This window comes from Archangium sp., assembly GCF_045802675.1.
Lineage (GTDB): Bacteria > Myxococcota > Myxococcia > Myxococcales > Myxococcaceae > Archangium.
On the sequence record NZ_JBJMQO010000081.1, the window covers coordinates 36017 to 59409 of the forward strand.

Below are 23393 nucleotides of genomic sequence, written 5' to 3' on the forward strand. Positions count from 1 at the left end.
ACGGGGGCCGGTGCTCAGGCCAGCGCCGCGTCCTCGACGAGGCAAGGCAGCCGCACGAGGAAGGTGGTGCCCTGTCCCAGGGTGCTCTGCACGGACAGCGAGCCCCCCAGCACCCGCGTCAGCTCGTTGGCGAGCACCAGTCCCAGCGCGGTGCCGCCCGCCTTGCGCGCCTTGGCATCCACCCGGCGGAAGTCCTCGAAGAGGAAGCGGACCTGCTCCTCGGGCATGCCCCCGCCCGTGTCCTCGACGGTGAAGAGCGCCTGGCCGCCCTCGGCGCGCGCGGTGAGCGAAATCTTCCCGGCATCGGTGCAGCTGGCCGAGTGCGACAGCAGGTTGAGCAGCACCTGGCGCAGCTTCAGCTCGTCCGTGCGCAGCACGCACACCTGCTCGGCGAGGTGGAGGTTGAGCTCCAGCGCCTTGCCCTCGAGCTTCTCGCGCACCATGTCGCGCACCGTGGCGGTGCAGTCCTCGGCGAGCTCCCGGAAGTTCACCAGCTCCGGCTCCACCTTCTCCATCCGGCCCGCCTCCAGCCGGATGAGCGTCAGCACGTCGTTGATGAGCGCCAGCAGCGACTGCGCGTTCTTCTTCACCATCCCCAAATCGCGCTGCCCCGGCTGCGTCAGGTTCTTCCCCTCCTCGAGCAGCAGCAGATCGCAGTAGCCGATGATGCTGTTGAGGGGCGAGCGGATGTCGTGGTTGAGGTCCGAGAGGAACTCGTTCCTGCGCTGGCGCCGCTCCGCGGCCTTCCGGCAGTCGCGGCACTCGACGGCCCGCCGCAGCTCGCGCCGGACCTCCAACGCCACCTGCGCCAGCCGCCCCATGTCCAGGTAACCGTGGCTCCCCACCGCCTGGGCCGCCGCCAGCTCCTCCTCGTCCCACCGCGGCGTGAGCACGAGGAAGGCCAGCGCGGGTGACTTCTCCCGTAGGAGCGGTGCCGCCTCCCGGAAGCCCAGCCCCGGCAGCTCCGCCCCACACACGGCCAGGTCCCACGGACGCGCCAGCGCCTCCGTCAGGGCCTCCGCCGTGGACACCCGCTCCGCGGTGACGTCCAGTCCCGACGCACGCAGGCGCTCCAGCACCTGCCGCGTCTCGCTCTCGCCCGCCACGAAGAGCAGACGCGCGGATTCTCCCTCTCCCACCGACGTTACCGGACTGGTCATCCCTGCAGTTCCTCCCAGAAGCGAGGACTGTCTACCTCGAATTGCCGTGAAGTCAGGAGCAGAACGCGAAAACCCCGTGCAGTCCAGTGTTCGGGAGTGGAGCCGCACCGCGGCATGCGCGGCGTCCCCCGCTCGAATGCGAAGCAGGCAGGCCTGAGGCAGTGATTTCACGTACTGTTCGTTTGAGGACAAATCTCCTCCTCCATGCTCGTCTGTCCCGCTCCCTCGCCGCGCTCCGAGCCTGTCCCCCCTGCCCCCTCGCTCGAACACCTGCTCGCCCGCTACCCGAGCCCTCCCGGTCTGGGAGAGCGACTGGGCGAGCTGCAGGTCTTGCTGAGCGCGGCCTCACCCCGGGCACCGCTCGCCGAGCGCATGGAGTGGCTGGAGGAGGTGGCCCGCTGGCTGCGCGCGCCCGGGGCCCCCCCCCTCGAGGGCCGGGACGGCTGGCGCCGGTGGAGTCCCGTGGCCGCCCTGCGCGCCCTGCTGGGAGCGCCGTGGGACGCTCTTCTTCGCCGCGCTGACGGGCGTGCTGCTGTGGTGCTCGAGCGTCTTCGGCGGCTGGCTGGAGAACTGGGTGCACTACCGGCGGCTGCCGAAGGCGCTCTCGCACCACCGGGGACTCATCGGCCTGCTGGGCGAGGCCCGGGCACGCAAGCTGGGCGAGGCGCTCGCGCACGACGCCTGTGGCCTGGGGGCCAACGTCAGCCTCGGGTTGCTGCTCGGCATGACACCCGCGCTGGGCCGCTTCTTCGGGCTGCACCTGGACGTGCGGCACGTCACCCTGAGCGCGGGTACGCGCACCTTCGCGGGGACGGCGCTGGGGCCCGAGCGGCTGATGCAGCCGGACTTCCTCTGGGCGGTGGTGGGACTGGTGCTGGTGGGCGTCATCAACCTGGCGGTGAGCTTCTCGCTGGGGCTGTCCGCGGCGGTGCGAGCGCGAGGCCTGGAGCCGGTGGGCTTCTTCCACCTGGTGCTCGCGGTCTTCGCCGGAGGCGTGCGCTCGCTCTCCGAGTTCATCCTTCCGCCCCGTCCCCTGCTGCCGGCCCGGCGTCCCCATTCACCCTATGCGGTGCGGTCGGCGGCCCGGCCCTGCGCTCCCGTCCGTGGGGGACAGGAGCACGGGTGAGGAGTGCCCGTGGGCACATGCGCTACTCCGTGGCCCTCTCCCCTCTCCCCTCGCCCTCCGGGAGAGGGTCGGGTGAGGGTATCGCGTGAACCCGGGTTGAACCCCAGGCCAACACTCCGGGCCACGGGTTGAAGAACGGACCCGGAACCCTCACCCTGACCCTCTCGGTCAGGCGCTGTAAAAGAATAAGTTGACCACCTTTATTCGGCACTTCCCCTCAACAGCCAATGACAGAACTTGGCGACTTTATTCATTTACAGCGCCTGACCATCTCACCGGCGACGTACACCGGGCGGGCTACGTCCCTCGGGCTTCCCGAAAGGTAGAAGCTCCGAGACTCGGCCTCGCGTTCCTTGGCCATGACCACGGACGCCAGGAGAACGACAAGCAAGGCAGACCGGTGAGGTAAGAATTTCAATATAGCACAGACCAACCTATCCGATAATGCGAACGAACGTCCAGCCCCCCGAGCCTTGGCCCGTCATAGCAGCCTGAAGCTCGCCGCTCTAGCCTGGACTCTATGAAGCACTTGACCTCCTGTATTTGCCTGAGTGTGGCGCTACTGTGGGGGGTGTTCGCGTCCGGTTGCTCGGCTGGGTCGGCTGCCATGGGCCCGGCGGACTGCCGACCGGGAGACTCCACCCTGACGTGCTGCATCAAGAAACACCCCTACGATCCGGCCGGAGCCTGTGGAGCCTCTCCGTCGGAGGTGGAGCAGGCGCTAAAAGCCGTGCGCTCCGATGTGGACGAGGAGGGAGACGATTTCGCCAACAACGCTTCCCTACCCAAGTGGAAGCAGAAGTGCATTGAGGCTTATAACGATTGCGTAAACGATTCTTGGACGGGTGATTGCCACGATTGCCTACGGTTGTGTGAAGGGCAGCACAAATGGCCTACCAAGAAATGCCACTGACCGTAGGATGAGGTGTCCACATGGACAAAGAGACCGACTGGGACGATGTGGAGACGCTGGCCCGTGACGTTCTCGAAAATGGTGCCCCGTTAGCACTCACCGACGAGACGCGCGCCCTTCTTTCGCGGACCGCGCAGCAGGTGGCTATCAGTCAGCGGGATGTGGAAGATGCTTTGCGCAGCGTGCCCGCCGCTACGACCTTGCTACAAGAGATTAACCGGCGCATCCATGACGGGTCGTGGCGCCTGACCGACGCTCGAAACCGGGCGAACAAACTGCGAGACGCGGGTGACTTCGACGGGGCACAGCAAGTCATGCGTGACGTGCTCGCCGTGGAAGTTGTCCCCTTCTACCGGGAGCAGGCCGAGATCACCTTGAAGACGTTGACCGGGCTTGCTGAGGTGCGCGCATCCGGGCGGCTCAATCCGAACCTGCCCGACCGGCCGCAGCTCGCCGCTCTCTCCCAGCGCGTTCAGCAGGGACAGGCCCTGCATCTCACCGACGACGTGTGCGCCCTTCTACGCCGGACCGCCCCCACGGCAGCCGTCAGCGAGACCGAGACGGAAGAGGCCCTCAAGAGCCCCGAAGGCGCCGAAGCCCTCATGCGGATGGTCCTCTCTCGCTTCCGGGACGGTGAGCGTCGCTTCCTACGCTCCATGTACCGGATGACGAGCCTCCGGGACGCTGGGGATCTCGAAGGTGCGCGCCAGCAAATGCGCGACGTGCTAGCCGTGGAGATCGTGCCGCAATACCGCCGGATGGCCGAGGAGCAGCTAAAGGGCCTCGGCAGCTCACCCCCCGCCTCGTAGGTGCTCAAGACCGGAGGCAGGGCGCGGGACACAAATCGCAGGAGCCTCGTAGAGCGTCGTTGAGGGCCCTGAGCAGGGGACCCGCCCAGGGACAGACTCCGAGGCTTGGCGGGCACTTTCCAACTACAGCTTTGGCAGAGCGAGAAGATTATCTGCCTTGCCCGCGTCAGGTTCGCTGCGGACTGCAACTTCCAAGCGCGCTCCGAATGTGAACACCCCCCGTCAGGGTGACGCAAAGGACCTTAGCCGTCCGGGCCCGTGCCGCTACGACTACTGGGTGACGGTGACCTGCGCGGGCGCGGTGGCCTGAGCGGACCCGGAGCCCGCCAGGAAGCGCTCCAGCACCGTCTTGCGGAAGGGCAGGAACTGGTCGCGGAGCGCCGGGGAGAGGGCGAAGCGGCCGGAGTCCGCCGGGTCATCCATCTCCGTGCTGTGGACGAAGTTCGCCGAGGCGGGCCACGTCAGGCCACCGCCCACGGGCCTGCCGCTGTTGCGCTGGTGGCAGCCGCCGCAGGAGAGCGCCTGGGCGCGGGCCACGACATCCCGAGGCGTCAGCGAGCTGCCCACCCGGGCGAGCTCCTGGCCGATGGCCTGGTGGAAGGCACTGGGGCCGGGGCCGAACCAGGCGAGGTAGTCATCCGGCACGCCCGGAGTCTGGGAGTCGCTCTGGGCGGCGTTGAAGGTATCCGGCACCGAGTGGTTGAAGCGGTTGATGTCGTTGAGCGCCAGGCCCGCCACCTGGGTGACGAAGTGGCTCTGGAAGGCGGAGGCGCGCGGGTCGGTGGACGAGGGGTTGAACAGCCCGCCGAAGGGGTTCGTCTTCACCGTCGCCGGGACGAACTTCAGCGTGCACGCGGCCTGCGCGGTGCAATCCGTCACCAGCTTGAACTCGCGCAGCACCCACGGCACCGGAGGCGCGTCCGGCCCGCCCCGGAGGAACTGGTTGGTGCGCACCTGCCCCAGGCCCTTCGGATTGTTGCCGTACAGGTTCATGTTCACCACCGGCTCGAAGCCCGGCAGCCCCGAGAAGTAGAAGGACTCCAGCTTGTCGGCGCGCACCGTGGGGTCCGCCACGGAGGACAACCCGCTCCAGAATTCGGCCACGGGCCGGCAGCCCTCGAGCCCCAGATCGGGGTGCGGGTTGGGCAGGACCGCCTCGAGGTTGATGAAGTTGCGCAGGCCCGGCGTGAAGGGCAGCTTCGCCAGGACGATGCGGTACTGGCCGCAGTCGGAGCCGTCCACGGGCGCCAGATCGAAGCGGTTGTAGAGGCCCACCGCCCCGTAGCTGTCCAGGTTGATGACGGACCCGGGCCGAGCCTGACCGCCCTCGCTCGGGCGGCACACGTAGGGGAAGCCGTTGAGCGTGTTGCCGTTATCGGTGCAGTGCGGCATGCCCGGCAGGTCCGCCTGCCCGGGCGCCGGGTTCTGCGTGTCCCAGAGCTGGCGGAAGAGCTGGTCGGCGGTGAAGCCCGCCCCGCCGTTGTCGGCGACGAGCTTGCTGAACACCCGCCGCCCGTTGAACCGGGACAGGATGCTCTTCTCCGTCACGACCAGCGAACGGAAGGAGTCCACGGGAGCGGGAGCCGGGGAGGGCTGGGAGGACGGAGGCGGGGGAACCATTCCGATGCCGTTGCGATCCGACTGCGGCGCCTCGTCCGCCGCGGAGCCCGCGGGCCCCTCACACGCACTCAACATGGCGGCGGCGATCGCCACCCGACACACCCGATTGAAACGCTCGTGGCCCATGGAACTTCCCTTTCATGCGGCGCGGGGAGGCGCCGTACGAACAGTTGGACCCGTGGGCCTGCGGAAACGGGCAAGCCACCCGGCGAGTCAGGAATCCACGCTCCCCCGCGTCCCCACGCCCAGGGAGGAGTGTGAGATGGCGACGCTGAACATCACCTACAACGGCATGTCCTCGGACGTGCCCCTCGAGTTGGATGGCCACGTGTCGGACGTGGATGTGCGGCGCATCGCGGTGGAGGTGGTGCGCTCGGGTGGGGTGCCGGGGTTGCACCTCGCCCACCTGCGCGAGGACACCTTCAGCCACTACGTGGTGGACCGGTTCCGCGGCCCCCGGGGCGAGGACCGCATCTACCTGCGTCCCAAGGTGCCCTTCGGGGCGTGAGGAGGGCGGGCCATGCGCATCGTCTTCTGTGGGGTGGGGGCCATCGGCTCCACGGCGGCGGTGCTGTGCCGCAACCTGGAGGGCACGCTCGTCTTCATCGACTTCGACCGCGTCGAGTCCAAGAACCTGCTGGCGCAGGCCTTCGTGAAGCCCTCGGTGGGCAAGAACAAGGCGGAGGCGCTGAAGCTTCAGCTGCTCAACCTGCACGGGGTGAAGGCCGAGGCCTTCGGCGTGCGGGTGACGCGCGACAACGTGGCGGCGCTGTGCGGCGGGGCGGACCTGCTGGTGGACTGCTTCGACAACCAGGCCAGCCGCGTGCTGCTGAGCGGGTTCGCGCGCCAGGCGGGCAAGCCCCTGGTGCACGGCGCGCTGGCGGCGGATGGCACCTTCGGGCTGGTGCGCTGGGACGAGCGCTTCGTCCCGGACGCCGAGGACACCGAGGGGCAGGCCACCTGCGAGGGCGGCGCCCACCTGCCGCTCATCGGCCAGCTCGGCGCCACGCTCGCGCGGGTGGTGCAGGACTTCGTGAAGCACGGCGCCCGCCGCGACGCGATGGTGAGCCTCGTCGCGGTGACGCCCACGTCCGCGTGACTAGCGCGCGGCCTCCTTCGAGCCGACGACGGTCAGATTCATTCCAATCTGCACCGACAGCGGCTTGCCATCGACGGTGACGGTCGTCTTGCCGTTGATGTACCAGCCGAAGGAACCGGTCGAGAACGACTTGACCTCGGCGAGCATCTCCTGGCCGTTGATGACCACCTTCAACGGCTCGGCCTTCTCCATGAACTGCGGCTGCGTAACGGGGCACGGGGACTTTGCCATGGGGCGGGCACCCTACCACCTGCGTCCCGGACGGGCTGCCGGAAACGTCAGCCCTGTTGGGGCGTCGACTTGGGGCCGAGCCGGCGCGCCGCGCGTCCGGTGAGCACGTCCGCCAGCGCCTCGTCGATGGGCAGGCCCGGGTGGCGCATCAGCCACATGAACTCGCCGGCCGGGTTCACCTCGAGGAAGACGTGCCGCCCCTCGGGGGTGACGATGAAGTCGAACGCGCCGTAGTTGAGCCCCAGCGCATCCATCAGCTTCAGCACCCGCGCGTGCACCGGCTCGGGCAGCGTGTAGGGCTTCCACGCCTCGACGAGCGCCGCGCCCTCGCGCCGCCAGTCCTCGCGCGCCCGGGGCATCGCCTGCGAGTCGATGGCCGCGGACATCACCCGCTCGCCCACCACCGTCACCCGCAGCTCCAACTTCTTGGCCAGACGCTCCTGGAAGGTCATCGGGCACAGGTCCAACCCCTCCAGGTCCTCCAGCTGCTTGGCGCTCAGCGGCGTGGTGAAGACCACCTGCTCGCGGCCCTGCTCGTAGACGGCGAACGAGGACATCATCTTCGTCACCACGCCCCCGGGGCAGCTCGCGGCGAAGGTGCGCACCGCCTCCGGATCATTGGTCATCAGCGTGCGCGGCACCTCCAGCCCCAGCGCGTGCGCCAGCTTGAGCTGCAGCGGCTTGTTCTCCGAGCGCCGCACCGTCTCGAGCGCGTCCAGTTGAAACACCCCGAGCGCCGCCAGCATGCCGAACATCAGGCGCCGGCTCTCCTCCACCGAGGGCTTGCGCAGCTGGGGATCCAGATCCTCGGGGATGCGCGCGCCCACCGAGTTGCGTCGGTACCAGACCGCGGAGACGTCCGACAGCTCGAGCACACCTCCGGGGCCGGAGAGCCGTCCACCGCCCCGCTCGTCGAGCGAGAGCTGGAGCCCGGTGGGAAACAGGTCGGTGTCGAAGCGGTAGACGCGCTCGCCGCGCGCGTGGAGGGCGCGCGTCACCGCGCTCACGGACTCGTTGTCGTTGGAGTGGGTGATGAGGAGGATGGCCATGATGTTCCCGCGGATGCACTCAGGGGGAGCCGCCGCCGGACACGAGCGCGTCGGCCAGGGCGGCGGCGATGGGAAGGCCGAGCTCCCGCTCGAGCATGCCCCACTCGCCCCCGGGATTGACCTCGAGGAAGACGTGCCGTCCCTCGGGCGTGACGATGAAATCCACGGCGCCGTACACCAGGCCCAGCGCCGACATCAGGCGGACCAGCCGCGCCGCCACGTCCCGCGGCAGCTCGCCTTTCGTCCAGCGGCACTCGTCCGGCCGCGCGCGCCGCCAGTCCACCTGCCCCGCCGACGAGCCCGACGCGTCGATGGCGCCCACCAGGCAGCGCCCGCCCACCACGGCCACCAGCAGCTCGCGCGCCTTGGCGATGCGCTCCTGGAACACCATGGGGCTGAAGCGCAACCCCTCCTCGAGCTCCTCGAGGTGCTCGGGGCCGATCGCGCTCGTGTACACGAAGGGCTGCCCGCCCGACATGGACCAGGTGAGGGGCGTCAGCATCTTGGCCACCAGGTGGCCGCGCACCTGCTCGAAGAAGGAGCGGACCCGTGCCGCGTCGTTGGTCACCAACGTGCGAGGCACCTCCAACCCCACCTCCCGGGCCACGCGCAGCTGGCGCAACTTGTTGCTGGCCACCCGGTCCGCCTCGAGCCGGTTGACGAAGCGGCAGCCGGCCGCCTCCAGCCCGTCCATGGCGCCCTCGAGGGCCGCCTTCGACTCGCGTACGCAGCTGTCGATGTAGGCGGGGTCCAGCGACGCATCGAGCCGGGGCGGCACCATGCGGCGCAGCCACACCGACCGGACCTCCGCCGCGCGCACCCCCTCGCCGGCCGGGGTGCGCAGGAGCACCTCGCCCCCTTCGCCATCCAGGCTCGACGTCAGGGACAGCTCCGCCGGAAAGCCGTCCGAGTTGATGCGTAAAGCACGAACCCCCCGCTCCGACAGTTCCTCCGCCACCCGGTCGACCGTGTAGTGGTCGGCGCTGTGGGTGACGAGAAGAACGAGGTCGCGGGCGGGGGGCATGGGCGATGAGGCGCGAATGGAACGCCGGGAAGGACTACAGCCCGCCGGACTCGTCGGTGTCGGACGGGTACTTCTGGGTCGAATCCACGGGCGGCTTGGTGATGGACAGGCTCTCGTCACCATCGGACGGGAACTTCTGGGTGACGTTCGCACCACCCGACACCTGCTCCAGCTCCTGCTCCTCGAGCAACCGCGCGAAGAACGGCTTCTTCGTGTCCTTCTTCATGTGCAGCCTCCTGGGGGGAAGGGCACTCGGCCTCGTCTGCGAGACCAGGGCCCGAGCAACCCGCCTACTATGGATTTCCCGCTACCCCGGAAGCAAGCCAAACCGTACGGAGCCTCGCGCCATACATCCGCTCCAGGAGGGCCGGAAGCGGCCGTCCCGGGGTGTCCCAGGCTCCCGAGAAAAATGCCCGGAAAATGCCGCGTCAGGATTCCGGGGGCGCAGCGTCTCTTTTCCATGAAAGGAGCGGTGACGATGCGGACCACGACGATGCCGGGCAGCACGATGAATCCGAAGCAGTACGACAACCATGCCGGTTCCACCTCCGTACGCGGAAGTCACTCGCCGGCTCCCTTCTCGCAGCCGCTGTATCGCCAGTCCCCCGTCGTGAAGCGCGGCTTCCGCGGTTCCTTGGGCTGGTGCCCCTCCCCGGGCCTCTTCTGATGCTCCGCCTCCAGACGTGAGGCGGCGCGCCGGAGGCCGGGTTCCCGAAAGGGTCCCGGCCTCTCGCATTTCCAGCCTCATCCTTCTGGGGACGTAGAGCGTTACGGAGACGCGCCGGCCTGTAGAGCCGGAGCCCTTGGCCCGCTGGGTTCAACTCCCAGCGTCCCCACTCGCAGTGCGCCGTACGCAGGCTCTCTGACAACTGAATCGCAGTGGTGAAGCGCCGCCTGCCCTCACGAGGGGCGGCACACGCCTCCGTAGCTCATCGGTAGAGCACCCGCCTCTTAAGCGGGTGGCGAGGGTTCGAATCCCTCCGGAGGTACTCCCACGCGGGCGTCGTCCAGCGGCAGGACACCGGTCTCCCAAGCCGGAAACACGGGTTCGAATCCCGTCGCCCGCTTCACCCACATTCCGGGATCGTTCAATTGGCAGGACAGCGGGCTCTGACCCCGTCAATGCAGGTTCGACCCCTGCTCCCGGAGCTGTCGTCGCAAAGCAACACAGCAAAGCAACACATTCCTCAGTAGCTCAAGGGAAGAGCGGGCGCCTGTTAAGCGTCAGGTTGGGGGTTCGAATCCCTCCTGGGGAGCATCATCGGGATGTAGCTCAGCCTGGACGAGAGCGCGTGCTTGGGGTGCACGAGGCCGTCGGTTCGAATCCGGCCATCCCGACTCGTCTGTACCGCTTCAAAGGCAGCCGCAATCGCAGTCACCCGTCTCATGTTGGCTGAAGGCAAAGGGTGCGCCACCGGTCCGTGAATCCGGTTCCAGAGGGTTCGAGTCCCTCCAGCCGACCTCCAATGACTCCGTAGCTCAGTTGGATTGAGAGCGCTCGGCTACGAACCGAGAGGCCGCAGGTTCGAGTCCTGCCGGGGGCAACCGTCTTCTTGCGGAGTGGGACCGGACGTCCCACCGGGTCTCATAAGCCTGGGCCGCAGGGTTCGACTCCCTGCTCCGCAACTCGTCTCATGCCGTCCTGGCGTAGGTGGTCCGCGCGCCTGCCTGAAGAGCAGGAGGACCAGGTTCGATTCCTGGGGCCGGCACTCGCAGCACTCGCAGTCTTCGCAGCTCGTTTTCAGCTCTCATAGGCCGCGCTCCGGGAGCAGCCCGAACTCCAAATCCGGGCGGGCGGGGTTCAACTCCCTGGCGGCCTGCTTTTTTTTGCCCCTGTAGCTCAGTTGGTAGCAGCACCGGTTTCGTAAACCGGGGGTCGTCGGTTCGAGCCCGACCGGGGGCACTCCTCGCTTTTTCGTTTCACTTTCACCTGCACGCCGAGCCAGCTGGAGACGGCACTGGTCCCACACACCAGGTCTGCTGGGTTCGATCCCCAGGGCGTGTACTGCAACAGGCTCCCCAACCCGTCCGCGTGGCCCAAACGGGAGAGGCGGCTGGCTCAAACCCAGCTCACGTGCGAGTTCGACTCTCGCCGCGGACATATCCCCCAGTAAGGAAACCCGAGTCATGGAGACGCTGGTCCTCAACCAGTCGTACGAGCCCGTGGCACGGATCTCCTGGCAGCGCGCGATGATGCTGCTGTGGCAGGGGAAGGTCGAGGTCGTCGAGGAGTACGACGACCGCCTCGTCCGCTCCGTCACCCTCGAGATCCGGATGCCTTCCGTCATCCGCTTCCTGCGCGGCGAGCGGCGCAAGGGGCGCGGCATCAAGTTCAGCCGCGACAACGTGTACATGCGCGATGGCTGCAAGTGCCAGTACTGCGGCCGGAAGGTGTCGCGCCCCGAGGCCACGTACGATCACGTGGTGCCCCGGGCCCAGGGCGGCCGCACCACCTGGGAGAACATTGTTATCGCCTGCGTGCCCTGCAACCAGAAGAAGGGTGGGCGCACGCCGGTGCAGGCGCAGATGAAGCTGCTCTCCGCTCCCGAGAAGCCTCGCAAGCTCCCGGGCACGGTGCAGCTCACCTTCGCCTACGACAAGGGCATGCCCGTGTCGTGGAGGAAGTTCCTCCGTGACGTCGCGTACTGGCACACGGAGCTGGAGTCGGACGAGTGAGCGGCGGGTACAGGGAGGCCTCCAGAGGAGTCCTCCCGGCCTCGCTCCCGAGGGGGAGCGGTGCATGAACGGGAGAGGCCCGAGGCTTCCCCCGGCCCGTACGCCCCGCGCGCCGGCAGGCGGGAGCAGCTGCCGGCACATCTGGAAGGTCGACACCGGAGGCCCGGTGGCCCGCCTCGAAAGCGGTGCGGGCGCTGTCACGCGCTCGGGGTTCGAGTCCCTTACCTTCCGTTCTCCTGGAAGTGTGAACTGGCGATGGCGCCAGGCCCCGTTGCTAGCGGGTGCGGACCGGCTCCCGGTCTGGGGTTCGAGTCCTCCGCCTTCCGTCTGTCTTTGCCCGCTTCCCGACGGAGCCGTCTGACTCCCGGACGGGTGAGCCTCCTGCCCTCCGCGCGTAGTGTCCGCGCCCCCCGGTCCTCACCTGCCGGGAGAGGGAAGGACCGCCATATGCGTGACTGGAAGCTCGGACACTGGGCAGTGCTCGTCCTCGCGCTCACCGCGCCCCTGGGGGGCTGCGGCGATGACGACAAGGACACGGAGGAGCAAGCGCGCATCGACAAGGGGCTGATGCTCTCCCCCGTGCCCCTCAACCTCGAGGGCAAGGACCGCGACCTCGTGGGCCTGGGCAGCTACATCGTCAACGCGCAGGCCGCCTGCAATGACTGCCACACCAACCCGCCCTTCAAGCCGGGGGGAGACCCCTTCAAGGGCGAGCCCGAGCAGATCAACGCGGAGCACTTCCTCGCGGGAGGCATGCCCTTCGGCCCCACGCTCGTCTCGCCCAACATCACCCCGGATGCCTCCGGCAAACCGGCCGGACTGGACTACGAGGAGTTCCTGCACCTCCTGCGCACCGGCCAGGAGGAGGACGGCGAGCTCCTCCAGGTCATGCCCTGGCCCATCTACAAGAACATGAGCGACCGGGAGCTGCGCGCCGTCTACGAGTACCTGCGCGCCATCCCCCACGCCGAGCCCGGGCCCTGAGGGCAGTGCCTCCGTCGGGTGATGGGCCCCGCGAACCCGGAAAGGTTCGAAATCTACCAGAGCCCCCGAGCGCTGACGCGGGGCGTAGTGAAGCCACCGCGCGGCGGGCGCATGGATGCGCGCTCACACCCGACCCCTATGCGGAGGAACACATGGAGTGGCTCGAATTCGGTCGTTTGTCTCCAGAGGTGCAGCAGCTCCTCGCGTACCAGGCGGCCCGCCTGAGCGCGACGGCCCGGCCCACCGCGGTCTCCACCCCGAGCCGGGAGAACACCCGCGCCCGGCTGGAGGCCCTGCTGCGGCAGACCCCGGCCTCCAACCCCTGGGGGCACCCGGTCGCCGAGTGCTGATTCGGGGGCCATGGCGGGCGCGGACCCGCCCGGAAACAGGGCACGAAGGCTCCGGCCCGGAAGGACCGGAGTCCACCACTGCGTTTCAGCACGTTAGAGTGCCCCCGCGCCCGGCGAGGCGCTCCCGACCATGGCCACCCGAAAGAGCGAGGACAATGAGCGGCTCATCGACCGAGACCTGACCGCGCTGGCGCGGGAAGGCCGGCTCACGGCCGCGCATGGAGTGGACGGCGCGGTGACGGAGGTGCTCGGTCTCCTGACGCGAGGGGGCAAGCACCCGTTGCTCTCCGGCGACCCGGGCGTGGGTAAATCCGCCCTGGTGCAGGAGGTGGCGCGCCGCATCATCGAGGGCCGCGTGGACGCGGAGCTGGCCAACGCGCGCATGGTGGAGGTGTCCGTCGCCAACATCCTGGCGCGCAGCACCCAGCGCCAGGCGGCGGAGAGCTTCGAGGAGCTGCTGGCCTGGCTCAGCCGCCACCCCTGCCCCATTGTCTACATCCGCGACCTGCCGGCCGTCATCGGCGGGCCGCTCGCGCCCGTGGCCTTCCGCGCCCTGCGCACCGGGGGCATCCGCTTCATCTTCGAGACCGAGCCCAAGCGCGTGCAGGAGCTGCTGCGCGCGGACGAGGCCTTCTCCGAGCGGCTCCACCTGGTGCCCCTCAACGAGCCGCCCGCCGAGCGGGCCCGGTGGATATTGGGCCGCGTGGCCGAGGAGCTCGAGCGCGAGCTGCACCTGCCCATCGACCCGGCGGCGTGCGACCTGACGCTGCGGCTGGCCTCGAAGTTCCTGCTGGCCCAGAGGCTGCCGCGCAAGGCGATTGAGCTGCTCAAGGAGACGGCCGCGGAGGCCGCCGGCGGGGCCAAGGATCGCGTGGGCCCCGAGGACGTCCTCACCCGCTTCTGCTCCACCACCCGGCTGCCGCGCTTCGTCGTGGACGACGCCATGGCGCTGGATTTGGAGGAGACCGAGCGCTTCTTCGGCGAGCGGCTGCTCGGCCAGACGGACGCGGTGCAGGCCGTGCTGCGCTCGGTGGCGCTGCTCAAGGCGGGGCTGAACGACCCCCGCCGGCCGCTGGGCGTGTTCCTCTTCGCGGGCCCCACGGGCGTGGGCAAGACGCAGCTGGCCAAGCTGCTCGCCGAGTACCTCTTCGGCTCGCCGGACAGGCTCGTCCGCCTCAACATGGCGGACTTCCCCAACGACGGGGACGAGAGCGTGCCCTTTGGCGCCTCGTGGGCTCCCGCGATCGAGACGAAGCGCGGAGAGCTGACGGCGCTGCTGGAGGGCAAGGTGTTCACCGTGCTGCTGCTCGACGAGTTCGAGAAGGCGGCGCGCAGTGTGCACGACCGCTTCCTGCAGCTCTTCGACGAGGGCACGTTCGTGAACGGGGCGGGGGAAACCATCTCCTGCAACAACACCGTCATCGTGGCCACGTCCAACGTGGGCGCCGAGGTGTACCGCGAGCCGTCCATCGGCTTCATGGGCTCGCGGCGCCCCGAGGAGCTCATCACCGAGGTGGACCGGCGCATCGCCGAGGCCTTCCGCCCCGAGTTCCTCAACCGCTTCGACGCCATCTGCCACTTCCAGCCGCTGACGAAGGTGGAGATCCGCAAGATCGCCCAGCGCGAGGTGGGCCGGGTGCTGGAGCGCGAGGGCATCCGCGCGCGCGGGCTGGACGTGGAGGTGACGCCGGCGGTGGTGGACCTGCTGGTGGAGCGGGGGTACTCGCCGCAGTTCGGCGCGCGCTACCTGCAGCGTGAGATTGAGAAGACGCTCACCGCGGCGCTGGCGGTGGAGATTGCCCGCAGGCCGCTGCCGCCGGGTGCGCCGGTGCGGGTGGAGACGCGGCCGGGGAACAAGGTGGTGGCGGTGGCCGAGCTCGCGCCGCGCGTGCGCGAGGAGACGGCCCAGCTGTCGCTGCCGACGGAGAAGTCGGTGTCGGCGGTGAAGCGGCGGCTGGACAAGAAATCGCTGCTCAACGAGATGGACCGGCTGGTGGGCCGGGCGCGAGCGCTGTCGGTGTCGGCGAACCAGCCGCGGTTGAAGGAGCGGCGCGCGGAGCTGCTGGCGGCGACACAGGCGCCCAACCTGTGGGACGACCCGCAGCGCGCGGCGTCGACGCTAAGGGCGTTCCGCCAGGTGGAGGCACAGCTCAACGAGCTGGACCGGATGGAGGAGCGGACCACGTTCGCGCGGCGGCTGGTGCGCGAGGCGAAGGGAGAGGCGCAGCTCGCGTCGGCGGCGAAGCAGGTGGAGGAAGTGGCGCGCGAGGTGCAGATGGCCGAGGTGCTGGGAGCGGCGGGGGCGACGGACCACGGCGACGAGGCGCTGGTGGACATCTGCGCGAGCGAGACGGGCGAGGGACAGGACGCCTGGGTGCAGGAGCTGGCGACGATGTACCTGGGGTGGGCGGAGCGGCGCGGGTACGAGGCCACGGCGGTGGCGGAGGCGGAGGAGCCCTTCCGGGTGGTGGTGCGGATTGCGGGGCCCGGGGCGTACGGCTACCTGGCGGGAGAGGCGGGGCTGCACCGGCGCATCGAGGACGAGAAGCGCCAGCGCGCGTACGTGCGGGTGCACCGGGGCGGGCCGGTGGAGGAAGAGGAGAGCCTGGACGTGGAGGGCCGCGAGGTGAAGCGGCACGAGGGCACGTACCTGGCGCGGGTGAAGACGGAGGTGACGGTGCGGGACGAGACGACGGGCCGGATGATGACGCTGGCGTGCGCGGGCGAGCTGGGCGAGATGAAGGACATCGCCTCGCGGGTGGTGAAGGGCCAGGGCGGCAGCCACACGGCGGACGAGGCGCGGCGCTACCACCTGGGCCGTGGCGCTCGGGTGGAGGACCCGCGCACGGGAGCGGGCACGCCACGCGTGAAGGACGTACTGCGCGGCGAGCTGGACGTCTTCATCGCCGCGTGGATTTCGCGTCCGCCCACCACGGGACCCACGAGCGCCGCCAGCTGAACCGTTCAATGCGGCACCGGGGCAAACGGACGAGGACTCCGTGCTGGATTTGAAGCGCCCAACAAGAATTCAAGAGGAGCGGGCGCTACCACGCGCGGCAATAGATTGGCTGATTGATGCAGCCATTCCCCCATTCAGGGAAGACAGTGTTATTGGTATCCAAATACCAATAACGATGCCGCCAAGTTCCAGACTGGCACTGGTCATCATCTGTCGCCAATGTGCCCGTATAGAACATGAAACCACCCCACCGCATGCCGCTCGTGGGGTTGTCGCTGTGGATAAAATAGGGGTCTTTGTTATAAATCCTCCACCCCACATTCCAGGACGAACAAATGACGGGCATCGGCTGCTGGGGATTATACGCAATGCCATACTCATATCGGGTGGTAGGATATGCCGGGAGCTGGCAGTTAGAGAGCTGTGCCAGGTTCCCACAGAGGAACCACTCCCCTGCATGGGCCAAACCCGGCAGCATGAGGAATGCAGACAGCGCGGCAAAACTACAAACCCTCATTTTATTATTTCTCATTACAATCTCCTAACGAATTGCGGGGAAACATATAAATCCGCCTCTTCATGTAGACAAGATGCGTGTCGAATAATCTTTGGATACGCATTATCGACAACAGCGTCATGCGACTGAAGGTCGCCACAAACCCGACGTGAGGGTTCGCAAAGCGATAGGTTACGGCTGAGGTTTGTACCCTCGGTGACCCAGCCAAAGGGAATTTAGAATGAGCGGCATGAGCCATCTCCCCGATTTGTGGCTGGAACGAACATCCCGGAGACTGCTTGGTATGCTGGTGACACTGTCCGTGCTCAGTGGCTGCCGCACCGTCCCCGTGCAGGTGTCTCCCCAGGCTCCCGAGCTGCGCTTCAGTGGCCGCGTGGACCGTGCAGACCCGGCGGGCCCTCGCCTCTCCTGGGGCGGCACGGCCCTCACCGTGCGCTTCACCGGTACGTCCCTCGGTCTGCGCCTGCTCGACCTGCCCAAGGTCGATGTGCGCGCCCCCAACCGCTTCCGCTTCAGCGTGGACGGCGGGCCCTTCCGCGACCTCTACGTCGGCGAAGGGCACATGCTCCACCGCATCGTCGAGAGCCTCCCCGAGGGCGAGCACGTCCTGCGTCTGGAGAAGGAGACCGAGTCCGTCGTCGGAGAGACGCAATTCCTCGGGCTCGAGCTGGACCCCGGTGCCCGGCTGCTGCCCGCGCCTCCCGCGCCCGCGCGCCGTCTCGAATTCATCGGCGACTCGGGCCTCACCGGCTTCGGCATCGAGGGCAGGAACGAGCAATGCAGCTTCAACGCCGAGACCCAGCGCAACTCCCTCACCTGGGCCGCCCTCACCGCCCAGACGCTCGGCGCCGAGGCCTCCTTCATCGCCTTCTCCGGCAAGGGCGTCACCGTCAATTACGCGAACGACCCCACTCCTCCCCTGCCCCTGCTCTACGAGCGCACCCTCCCCTATCGCGAGGACAGCCGCTGGGACTTCGCGTCCTGGATTCCAGATGCCGTGGTCATCCAGCTCGGCTCCAATGACTTCTGGAAGCAGCACCCCGGCGAGGAGCGCTTCCGCGACGCCTACCGCGCCCTCGTGGACAACGTCCGCGGCCACTACCCCACCGCCCACATCGTCTGTGTCGTCGGCTCCGGCCTCTCCGACAGCCATCCCAAGGACGTCAAGGCACGCACCCAGGCCCGTACCCTCATCTCCAGCGTCGTCGAGTCCCTCCACCAGTCCGGCGATGCCCGCGTGCACCTCGCCGAGGTCCCTCCCATCCGCCAGGACGAGGGCCTCGGCTGCACCTGGCACCCCAGCCGCAAGACGCACCAGCGCACCGCCGAGCAGATGATTCCCCTGCTGCGCGAGTGGCTCGGCTGGCAGTAGCCCCCGGGCTCACGGCTGCGCGGGAGGAGCGGGCGGCACCGCCGGAGACGAGCCGGGTGACATCAACGAATCGCACACGCCGCCGTTCAGCCAATGGCGCGAACAACCCACGCGAACGAGCGGCTCGCGGAACTGCCAGAGCACCACGAAGAGGACGACGAGCACGATGGCCACCCACTTGCCCGGCGAGCCCCGCTCGTCCTGATCGTCCTCGCGCACCTTCACGAGCACCGAGCGCAACACGTCCGTCCGGTCCACGGTGGCGTTCTTCGGCAGCCTCGGCTTGCGGGTGACGATCGCCGCCAGGTCTCGCGTGAGAAACAGCCGGTCATTGAGCGCCCAGCCCGAGCCCTCCAACAGCAGGGCCAGGTTGCGCTTGCGCAGCTTGAACCACCCCAGCAGGCCCGAGGGCACCATGACGCCAGCGCTCAGGATGATCAGCGCCGTGATGACATCGAAGAGCGTGAGCGACTTCACCTGCGTCACGATGAACGCGAGCGACGAGCCGACAGCCGCGAAGGTCAGTCCCACCGCCGCGATGGCGCCTCCCGGACCCGCCGCCACGGGAGGCGCAGCGGGCGCAGCGGCAGCCCCGGGCGCGGGGGCCGTCACCGCGGTGGTGGCGACCGTGGAGCCGTGCGTGTAGCCCTTATCCAGGGCCGCATCGAGCGTCTTCTCCCCGGCGGACGCCATGCCTTCGATCTTCTTGGAGATGAACTGGCCGATGCGCTCGAACGGCATCGTCATCGCCTCCCAGAGCGACACGGGCTGGCGGACGACCTGCGTCACCACGGCGTCGAACTCGCGGCCCTCCACGTCGTAGAACACGCCGCGCTTGCCCACCATGAGGCCGCCACTGCGCCCCCGCGTCACCGGCACCGCCACCTCGTAGCTCGCCCCTCCCTCCTTCGCCACCACCTGGACGTAGAGCGTGCAGGTGGTGCCCTGGCTCGTCAGCGTCGAGTGCGCCGCCCGGTTCGTCACCAGCACCGCCAGCCGGTAGCGCCGCCCCCCGAGTATCAGCGTCCCCTTCTCCATCAGCGTGCGCCGCTTCGTCTGGTACAGGTCCGGCATGCTGATGAAGTTGTTGGCGAACGTCAGCAGCCAGCGCTGGTAGAGAATCAACCGCTCCAGCTCGTCCACCACGTCCAGCTTGTCCTCAAGCGCCAGGTCCGCCCGGCAGACCGCCTCGAGCGTGTCGAGCGCCGATTCGGGGATGTCCGCCAGCGTGTCCACCCGCGCGCGCAGGGGGCTCGCCTCCAGCCGCGCCTGCCACGCCAGGATGGCCTCCGCCTTCGCGCACAGCTCGCGCCAGGTGGCATCCAGCAGCGTCGCCATGTCCCCCGTGAGCGGCACCGCCACGTCCCGCCGGAAGGCCTCGAGCTTCTCGTACGCCGCCCCCCGGTACAGCCGTGACCAGCGCAGCGAGCCCCCGGGCTCCGGCGGCGCCACGGGCAGCTCCGACACCACCCGCGCCAGCGCCTGCGTGTCCCCGAGCGATCCCTGCACCCGCCCCGCGTCCAGCTTCAGGCTCGCGGCCGCCTCGGGCTGCGCCGCCACCAGCCGGCACTGAAGGAAGTACGTGTCCAACAGCGGCCGCACTTCCTGGATGCGCCGCGCGTGCTCCACGCTCTGCGCGCCCCACACGAGCACCGACGTCCTCGCGGTGAGGTGCATCAACACCGCGCTCCGCTCCTCCCGGAAGCGCTGGAGCATGGGCAGGTCCACCCCCGCCTGCCCCGCGCGGTTCTTCACCTCGGGGAAGCAGGACATGATTCCGAGCGCCAGGGGACGCAGCGGCTCGGGCACGAAGGCCGGCGCCACGATGCCATCCCCGTTCTGCCCCGCCTCGCGCAGGGCCTTCTCGCTGGCGCGCACCTGCTCCAGCGACAGGTGCGTGCGCTCCGGGGCCTTCAGCGTCGCCAGCAGGATGCCGGCCGCGTCCCGGAGCTTCGCCCCCTCGTCCGAGAGCGCGTCCAGCGCCAGCACCTCGCTCGCCGCGTCCGCGCCCTGGGAGGACTTGAGCAGCCTGGCCGTGTGCTCGACGGCGGCGCGCAGCTCGGCCACCCGGATGCGCCCGTTCTTGTCCGTGTCGAGGAACTCGAGGAAGCGCCGGTCGCACTGCAACCCCTCGAGCGGGCAGGCGGTCGCCAGCCACTGCGTCTCGGGGATGCGGATGGCCTCCACGAGCACCTCGAAGGAGGGAATGGAGACCTGGAGGGAGCCTCCATAGCGGCGGTAGACGAGGGGGGGCGACATGCGGCGCACCACACCACAGCCGCCCTTCCGGTGTCCGTCCTTCCGAGCACACACGTGTCCCGGAGAACGCGCGCCGGGCTGACAGTCCCTCCGCTCGCCAGCCCGCTCCCTGGCGCGACCTCCTTGCATCCCGAGCCCCCACGGGGCATGTCTCGGAGTGTGAGCCAGACAGACAGCCAGCAGATGGGGTCCATGCAGACGCCGCCGGGTGAGCCCGATTCCATCTTCAGCGCCTACACGGAGGAGCAGCGGCGCTCCCGGTTCGGCCTCCGCTTCGTCCTCTACCCCATCGTGGCGTTGCTGCTCCTGGGGCTCGGCAAGCTGGTGGTGAACTTCGAGCAGGAGGCGAGGCCCATCCGTGTGGACACGCCCTGGGGTCTGCGCACGGTGCGCCTGGGGATGTCGCCCCAGGAGGTCTCCGGCATCCTCGGCCAGCCCGTCAGCAAGGAGCGCCGCGGCAATCAGGAGTGCTACCAGTACGGCATTCCCAGCATCAAGGTGGCCGACTTCGTGCTGCACATCGTCTGCTACGAGGACGGCAAGCTGCGCGACGTGAGCCATAAGCGCTACAGCTCGTGGGTGGTGACGCGGGACGGGGCCATCGCCCCGGCGCCGCTCGAGTACGAGGAGCTCCCGCCTCCGGATGCAGCGCCCCCCAGCGCGCCCAACGTCGCGGGCAAGACCGAGCCGTAGGCCCGCGCACCGAGCCGCCCCTCCGCCTCCGGGCGTGAGAGGATGCCGCCCTTCCTCCGGCCATCCGGGGACGAGGTGACATGCGCTGGCTCCACTCGGTGCTCTTCTGGCTGTTCTTCGCGGCGAGCTCGGCCGTCCTCTTCTTCGTGGGGCTCGTCCTCTTCCTGGTGACGTGGCCCTTCGACCGGAACGGCCGGGTGCTGCACCTGTTCTCGTGCGGCTGGGCCCAGCTCTACTTCTGGGTGAACCCCGGCTGGCGGCTGCGCATCGAAGGCCGCGAGCGCCTGCCCTGGCACGGGCCCGCGGTGCTGGTGTCCAACCACCAGTCGCTGGGCGACATCCTCGTGCTCTTCGGCCTCTACCGGCCCTTCAAGTGGGTCTCCAAGGCGAGCGTCTTCAAGGCGCCATTCCTCGGCTGGAACATGTACCTCAACGGCTACGTGGGGCTGGTGCGGGGGGACAAGGAGAGCATCGCGAGGATGATGGCCGGGTGCGAGCGCTGGCTCGACCGGGGCGTGCCGGTGCTGCTCTTCCCCGAGGGCACGCGCTCGCCGGACAATGAGCTCAAACCCTTCAAGGATGGCGCCTTCCGGCTGGCGCAGGGCAAGGGGTGCCCGCTCATTCCCATCGTGCTCACCGGCACGGGGGACACGCTGCCCAAGCACGGGTGGGTGCTGAAGCAGCGCGTGAACTGCAGGGTGCGCGTCCTGGAGCCGGTGGATCCGCGCGCCTTCCGCGACGTGGCCACGCTGCGCGAGCACGTGCGCGACCTCATGGTCCGGGAGAAGTCCCGCCTCGACACCGAGGTGGCGGCGAAGCTCCCGGTGCCTCAGGCCTGACCGGCCGGCGGCTCCGCCTGCGCGTGGAGCGTGTGCCGGGGCAGCCGCACGATGAACGTGGTGCCCTCCTCCCCACTCGAGCGCACCGAGCACGTGCCTCCGTGGCCCTGGACGATCTGCTCGACGATGTAGAGCCCCAGCCCCAGTCCCGAGGCCGGGTGCGGGCTGCCCTTCATCAGCCGCCGGAAGGGCTCGAAGATGGTGGCGAGCCGGTCCGCCGGAATCGGCGGGCCCGCGTTGTTCACCTCCAGCACCACGCTTCCGCCCTCCTCGCGCAGCGTGAAGCGCACGGGCGTCTCCTCGGGGCTGTAGTCGAGCGCGTTCTTCCCCAGGTTCCCCACCACCTGCGCGAGCCGGTCCGGATCCCACTCGCCCTGGAAGTCCCCCCGCGCCTCCAGCCACAGCTCGCGCCCGGGGTGGCCCGCCTCCAACTCCTCCAGCACGTGCCGCACCAGTTGGCGCAGGTTCATGGGCCTCGGTAACACGGGAATGCCTCCGCCCAGCCGCCCCCGGGTGAAGTCCAGCAGCTCGCCAATCATCCGCGCCATGCGCTCGGCGCTGGTGACCACGCGGCGCACCGCCTTGAGGTGGCGCGGCGGCAGATCCTCCGCGCACATCAACGCATTGGCGGACAGGAGGATGGCATTGAGCGGGTTGCGCAAATCGTGCGAGACGATGCCCAGGAAGCGCTCGCGGAACTCCGCCGCCCGCCGCAGCTCCTCCTCGGTGCGGTCGCGCGTTTGCGCCTCCAGCCGGGCCTCGCGCTCGCGGACGGCGAGCTGGTGCTGCACCAGCAGGGCCGTGGCCCGGTCCACCATGGCCCGGAAGAGGAGCTTGTCCTCGCGGGAGAACTCGAACGCCGTGGTGCTGCCCATCTGGGCCACGCCGAGCAGCTCGCCCCCAGCGCTCAGCGGCACGCCATAGAGAGCCCGCCTGCCCAGCTCCCGGAGCAACTCGCTCCGCACCAGGGGATCCGTCGCCGCCGAGCGCGATTCCATCGGGCGCCGCTCCTCGGCGATCTTCCCGGCGAAGCCCTCGCCCACCCGGAGCTCGAAGCCGGTAAGCCCCTTGTTCTCCAGCCCCACCGAGGCGCGCACCCGGAGCACGTCCCCCTCACGCAGCAGCAGGGTGACGCAGTCCACCGGCTCGATCGTCTCCAGCACCACCCCCAGCAGCCGCTCGAGGACGGAGTCCAGGGCCTCCGTGCCGGGCACCGGCTCGGACAGACGGTCCAACGCCACCAGCGTGCGCTCGCGTGCCCGTGTGTAGCGGGAGATGGCGACGGCGACCGCCTCGTCGAACGTCTGGTTGAAGCGCTCCACCTCGCGCAGCACCCCCTCCACGTCCCGCTCGCCGCCGCCCGCCAGGTCCCGGCGATAGAGGCGCAGCACGCACGCGCGCAGCAGGGCGTACTCGCTCGTCACCTGCTCCAGGTCGGCCCCGACCTCCAGCCGCTGCAGCGCATGAAGCTCCGGCAACTCCTCCAGCGAGCCCCGCTCTCCGGTGTGCACGCCCTCCACCACGCTCGCCACCCGCTCCAGCAGCATGGGCAGATGATTGAGCAGCCGGGACTCCGGGAGCTGCTGGGGACAGGGAAGCAGCCGCACCGCGCGCTCCCACTCCTCGAGGATGCGCGTGCGCTGCGCCCGGATGAAGTCACAGAGCCGGCTCCGCCCTTCGGCTCCGGCCATGGGCTCGTGCGTGGCCATGAGC

The 23393-nt window shown here is 69.0% G+C and carries 19 protein-coding genes, 12 tRNA genes and 1 pseudogene; 24 read left to right on the forward strand and 8 right to left on the reverse strand.

Annotated elements, in window-relative coordinates:
• Nucleotides 1-14 precede the first annotated feature (14 nt).
• On the reverse strand, nucleotides 15-1160 hold the full coding sequence (locus ACJ8AN_RS23530) for a hybrid sensor histidine kinase/response regulator (RefSeq protein WP_407757692.1): 1146 nt from the start codon (nucleotides 1158-1160) through the stop codon (nucleotides 15-17).
• Between the two features lie 508 nt (nucleotides 1161-1668).
• On the opposite strand from ACJ8AN_RS23530, the pseudogene ACJ8AN_RS23535 reads away from it, so the two are divergent.
• A pseudogene (locus ACJ8AN_RS23535) lies at nucleotides 1669-2286 on the forward strand (hypothetical protein); the annotation flags it as partial.
• A 933-nt stretch (nucleotides 2287-3219) separates the two neighbouring features.
• Nucleotides 3220-4008 (forward strand): DUSAM domain-containing protein, encoded by a 789-nt coding sequence (locus ACJ8AN_RS23540; RefSeq protein WP_407757693.1) that lies wholly within the window; start codon nucleotides 3220-3222, stop codon nucleotides 4006-4008.
• Nucleotides 4009-4278: 270 nt separating this feature from the next.
• On the opposite strand, the gene ACJ8AN_RS23545 is transcribed toward ACJ8AN_RS23540, so the two are convergent.
• Complete coding sequence (locus tag ACJ8AN_RS23545) at nucleotides 4279-5754, reverse strand: hypothetical protein (RefSeq protein ID WP_407757694.1); 1476 nt, start codon at nucleotides 5752-5754, stop codon at nucleotides 4279-4281.
• A gap of 136 nt (nucleotides 5755-5890) precedes the next feature.
• On the opposite strand from ACJ8AN_RS23545, the gene ACJ8AN_RS23550 reads away from it, so the two are divergent.
• Both ACJ8AN_RS23550 and ACJ8AN_RS23555 read left to right on the forward strand, forming a co-directional pair.
• Nucleotides 5891-6136 carry a hypothetical protein gene (locus tag ACJ8AN_RS23550; RefSeq protein ID WP_407757695.1) on the forward strand — a complete coding sequence of 82 codons (246 nt, stop codon included), beginning with the start codon at nucleotides 5891-5893 and terminating at the stop codon, nucleotides 6134-6136.
• A gap of 12 nt (nucleotides 6137-6148) precedes the next feature.
• Entirely contained in the window at nucleotides 6149-6727 is a 579-nt protein-coding gene (locus ACJ8AN_RS23555; RefSeq protein ID WP_407757696.1) for a HesA/MoeB/ThiF family protein, read from the forward strand.
• Here the strand turns inward: ACJ8AN_RS23555 and ACJ8AN_RS23560 are convergent, their stop codons facing one another.
• Genes ACJ8AN_RS23560 through ACJ8AN_RS23575 form a run of 4 tightly spaced genes read right to left on the reverse strand, consistent with a single transcriptional unit; the run spans nucleotide 6728 to nucleotide 9257 of the window.
• Nucleotides 6728-6958 (reverse strand): hypothetical protein, encoded by a 231-nt coding sequence (locus ACJ8AN_RS23560; RefSeq protein ID WP_407757697.1) that lies wholly within the window; start codon nucleotides 6956-6958, stop codon nucleotides 6728-6730.
• 47 nt (nucleotides 6959-7005) lie between these two features.
• Nucleotides 7006-8007 (reverse strand): MvdC/MvdD family ATP grasp protein, encoded by a 1002-nt coding sequence (locus tag ACJ8AN_RS23565; protein WP_407757698.1) that lies wholly within the window; start codon nucleotides 8005-8007, stop codon nucleotides 7006-7008.
• 19 nt (nucleotides 8008-8026) lie between these two features.
• Nucleotides 8027-9031, reverse strand: coding sequence for an MvdC/MvdD family ATP grasp protein (locus tag ACJ8AN_RS23570; RefSeq protein WP_407757699.1), 1005 nt, complete (start codon nucleotides 9029-9031; stop codon nucleotides 8027-8029).
• Nucleotides 9032-9065: 34 nt separating this feature from the next.
• Nucleotides 9066-9257: a microviridin/marinostatin family tricyclic proteinase inhibitor gene (locus ACJ8AN_RS23575; RefSeq protein ID WP_407757700.1), complete on the reverse strand. Its 192-nt coding sequence runs from the start codon at nucleotides 9255-9257 to the stop codon at nucleotides 9066-9068.
• Between the two features lie 252 nt (nucleotides 9258-9509).
• On the opposite strand from ACJ8AN_RS23575, the gene ACJ8AN_RS23580 reads away from it, so the two are divergent.
• The 18 genes from ACJ8AN_RS23580 to ACJ8AN_RS23665 all read left to right on the forward strand — a co-directional run bounded on the left by ACJ8AN_RS23580 (nucleotide 9510) and on the right by ACJ8AN_RS23665 (nucleotide 17889).
• Nucleotides 9510-9698, forward strand: a complete 189-nt coding sequence (locus ACJ8AN_RS23580; RefSeq protein ID WP_407757701.1) for a hypothetical protein — start codon at nucleotides 9510-9512, stop codon at nucleotides 9696-9698.
• 87 nt (nucleotides 9699-9785) lie between these two features.
• Nucleotides 9786-9867 (forward strand) — tRNA-Tyr (locus ACJ8AN_RS23585).
• Between the two features lie 82 nt (nucleotides 9868-9949).
• Nucleotides 9950-10020 (forward strand) — tRNA-Lys (locus ACJ8AN_RS23590).
• 7 nt (nucleotides 10021-10027) lie between these two features.
• Nucleotides 10028-10098, forward strand: a tRNA-Gly gene (locus tag ACJ8AN_RS23595).
• A gap of 10 nt (nucleotides 10099-10108) precedes the next feature.
• A tRNA-Gln gene (locus tag ACJ8AN_RS23600) sits at nucleotides 10109-10180 on the forward strand.
• A 35-nt stretch (nucleotides 10181-10215) separates the two neighbouring features.
• Nucleotides 10216-10287 (forward strand) — tRNA-Asn (locus tag ACJ8AN_RS23605).
• Between the two features lie 6 nt (nucleotides 10288-10293).
• Nucleotides 10294-10369 (forward strand) — tRNA-Pro (locus ACJ8AN_RS23610).
• Nucleotides 10370-10420: 51 nt separating this feature from the next.
• Nucleotides 10421-10492, forward strand: a tRNA-His gene (locus tag ACJ8AN_RS23615).
• A gap of 93 nt (nucleotides 10493-10585) precedes the next feature.
• A tRNA-Met gene (locus ACJ8AN_RS23620) sits at nucleotides 10586-10657 on the forward strand.
• Between the two features lie 10 nt (nucleotides 10658-10667).
• Nucleotides 10668-10740, forward strand: a tRNA-Phe gene (locus ACJ8AN_RS23625).
• Between the two features lie 120 nt (nucleotides 10741-10860).
• A tRNA-Thr gene (locus tag ACJ8AN_RS23630) sits at nucleotides 10861-10934 on the forward strand.
• Nucleotides 10935-11057: 123 nt separating this feature from the next.
• Nucleotides 11058-11132: transfer RNA gene (locus ACJ8AN_RS23635), tRNA-Leu, on the forward strand.
• A 26-nt stretch (nucleotides 11133-11158) separates the two neighbouring features.
• Complete coding sequence (locus ACJ8AN_RS23640) at nucleotides 11159-11707, forward strand: HNH endonuclease (RefSeq protein ID WP_407757702.1); 549 nt, start codon at nucleotides 11159-11161, stop codon at nucleotides 11705-11707.
• A 143-nt stretch (nucleotides 11708-11850) separates the two neighbouring features.
• A tRNA-Ser gene (locus ACJ8AN_RS23645) sits at nucleotides 11851-11938 on the forward strand.
• A 216-nt stretch (nucleotides 11939-12154) separates the two neighbouring features.
• Nucleotides 12155-12691 (forward strand): cytochrome C, encoded by a 537-nt coding sequence (locus ACJ8AN_RS23650; RefSeq protein WP_407757703.1) that lies wholly within the window; start codon nucleotides 12155-12157, stop codon nucleotides 12689-12691.
• A 152-nt stretch (nucleotides 12692-12843) separates the two neighbouring features.
• Nucleotides 12844-13041 carry a hypothetical protein gene (locus tag ACJ8AN_RS23655; protein ID WP_407757704.1) on the forward strand — a complete coding sequence of 66 codons (198 nt, stop codon included), beginning with the start codon at nucleotides 12844-12846 and terminating at the stop codon, nucleotides 13039-13041.
• Between the two features lie 130 nt (nucleotides 13042-13171).
• Nucleotides 13172-16000, forward strand: a complete 2829-nt coding sequence (locus ACJ8AN_RS23660) for an AAA family ATPase (RefSeq protein WP_407757705.1) — start codon at nucleotides 13172-13174, stop codon at nucleotides 15998-16000.
• A gap of 800 nt (nucleotides 16001-16800) precedes the next feature.
• Nucleotides 16801-17889 carry an SGNH/GDSL hydrolase family protein gene (locus ACJ8AN_RS23665; RefSeq protein ID WP_407757706.1) on the forward strand — a complete coding sequence of 363 codons (1089 nt, stop codon included), beginning with the start codon at nucleotides 16801-16803 and terminating at the stop codon, nucleotides 17887-17889.
• Between the two features lie 9 nt (nucleotides 17890-17898).
• On the opposite strand, the gene ACJ8AN_RS23670 is transcribed toward ACJ8AN_RS23665, so the two are convergent.
• A complete protein-coding gene (locus tag ACJ8AN_RS23670) occupies nucleotides 17899-20148 on the reverse strand; it encodes a kinesin (protein WP_407757707.1) in 2250 nt (749 codons plus the stop codon).
• 159 nt (nucleotides 20149-20307) lie between these two features.
• On the opposite strand from ACJ8AN_RS23670, the gene ACJ8AN_RS23675 reads away from it, so the two are divergent.
• Together ACJ8AN_RS23675 and ACJ8AN_RS23680 are read left to right on the forward strand one after the other, a co-directional pair.
• The gene (locus ACJ8AN_RS23675) at nucleotides 20308-20841 is read left to right on the forward strand and encodes a hypothetical protein (RefSeq protein ID WP_407757708.1); all 534 of its coding nucleotides are present in this window, start codon (nucleotides 20308-20310) and stop codon (nucleotides 20839-20841) included.
• Nucleotides 20842-20921: 80 nt separating this feature from the next.
• Nucleotides 20922-21680, forward strand: coding sequence for a lysophospholipid acyltransferase family protein (locus tag ACJ8AN_RS23680; protein WP_407757709.1), 759 nt, complete (start codon nucleotides 20922-20924; stop codon nucleotides 21678-21680).
• Here ACJ8AN_RS23680 and ACJ8AN_RS23685 read toward each other — a convergent pair.
• Nucleotides 21671-23371 (reverse strand): ATP-binding protein, encoded by a 1701-nt coding sequence (locus ACJ8AN_RS23685; RefSeq protein ID WP_407757710.1) that lies wholly within the window; start codon nucleotides 23369-23371, stop codon nucleotides 21671-21673. The genes ACJ8AN_RS23680 and ACJ8AN_RS23685 overlap by 10 nt on opposite strands.
• Between the last annotated feature and the right edge of the window lie 22 nt (nucleotides 23372-23393).

Coding starts and splice junctions, on each gene's coding strand:
- ACJ8AN_RS23550 (WP_407757695.1), top strand. CDS start 5,891: ATGGCGACGCTGAACATCACCTACAACGGCATGTCCTCGGACGTGCCC.
- ACJ8AN_RS23650 (WP_407757703.1), top strand. CDS start 12,155: ATGCGTGACTGGAAGCTCGGACACTGGGCAGTGCTCGTCCTCGCGCTC.
- ACJ8AN_RS23685 (WP_407757710.1), bottom strand. CDS start 23,371: ATGGCCGGAGCCGAAGGGCGGAGCCGGCTCTGTGACTTCATCCGGGCG.
- ACJ8AN_RS23575 (WP_407757700.1), bottom strand. CDS start 9,257: ATGAAGAAGGACACGAAGAAGCCGTTCTTCGCGCGGTTGCTCGAGGAG.
- ACJ8AN_RS23640 (WP_407757702.1), top strand. CDS start 11,159: ATGGAGACGCTGGTCCTCAACCAGTCGTACGAGCCCGTGGCACGGATC.
- ACJ8AN_RS23560 (WP_407757697.1), bottom strand. CDS start 6,958: ATGGCAAAGTCCCCGTGCCCCGTTACGCAGCCGCAGTTCATGGAGAAG.
- ACJ8AN_RS23545 (WP_407757694.1), bottom strand. CDS start 5,754: ATGGGCCACGAGCGTTTCAATCGGGTGTGTCGGGTGGCGATCGCCGCC.
- ACJ8AN_RS23660 (WP_407757705.1), top strand. CDS start 13,172: ATGGCCACCCGAAAGAGCGAGGACAATGAGCGGCTCATCGACCGAGAC.
- ACJ8AN_RS23665 (WP_407757706.1), top strand. CDS start 16,801: ATGCTGGTGACACTGTCCGTGCTCAGTGGCTGCCGCACCGTCCCCGTG.
- ACJ8AN_RS23555 (WP_407757696.1), top strand. CDS start 6,149: ATGCGCATCGTCTTCTGTGGGGTGGGGGCCATCGGCTCCACGGCGGCG.
- ACJ8AN_RS23670 (WP_407757707.1), bottom strand. CDS start 20,148: ATGTCGCCCCCCCTCGTCTACCGCCGCTATGGAGGCTCCCTCCAGGTC.
- ACJ8AN_RS23540 (WP_407757693.1), top strand. CDS start 3,220: ATGGACAAAGAGACCGACTGGGACGATGTGGAGACGCTGGCCCGTGAC.
- ACJ8AN_RS23580 (WP_407757701.1), top strand. CDS start 9,510: ATGCGGACCACGACGATGCCGGGCAGCACGATGAATCCGAAGCAGTAC.
- ACJ8AN_RS23680 (WP_407757709.1), top strand. CDS start 20,922: ATGCGCTGGCTCCACTCGGTGCTCTTCTGGCTGTTCTTCGCGGCGAGC.
- ACJ8AN_RS23530 (WP_407757692.1), bottom strand. CDS start 1,160: ATGACCAGTCCGGTAACGTCGGTGGGAGAGGGAGAATCCGCGCGTCTG.
- ACJ8AN_RS23570 (WP_407757699.1), bottom strand. CDS start 9,031: ATGCCCCCCGCCCGCGACCTCGTTCTTCTCGTCACCCACAGCGCCGAC.
- ACJ8AN_RS23655 (WP_407757704.1), top strand. CDS start 12,844: ATGGAGTGGCTCGAATTCGGTCGTTTGTCTCCAGAGGTGCAGCAGCTC.
- ACJ8AN_RS23565 (WP_407757698.1), bottom strand. CDS start 8,007: ATGGCCATCCTCCTCATCACCCACTCCAACGACAACGAGTCCGTGAGC.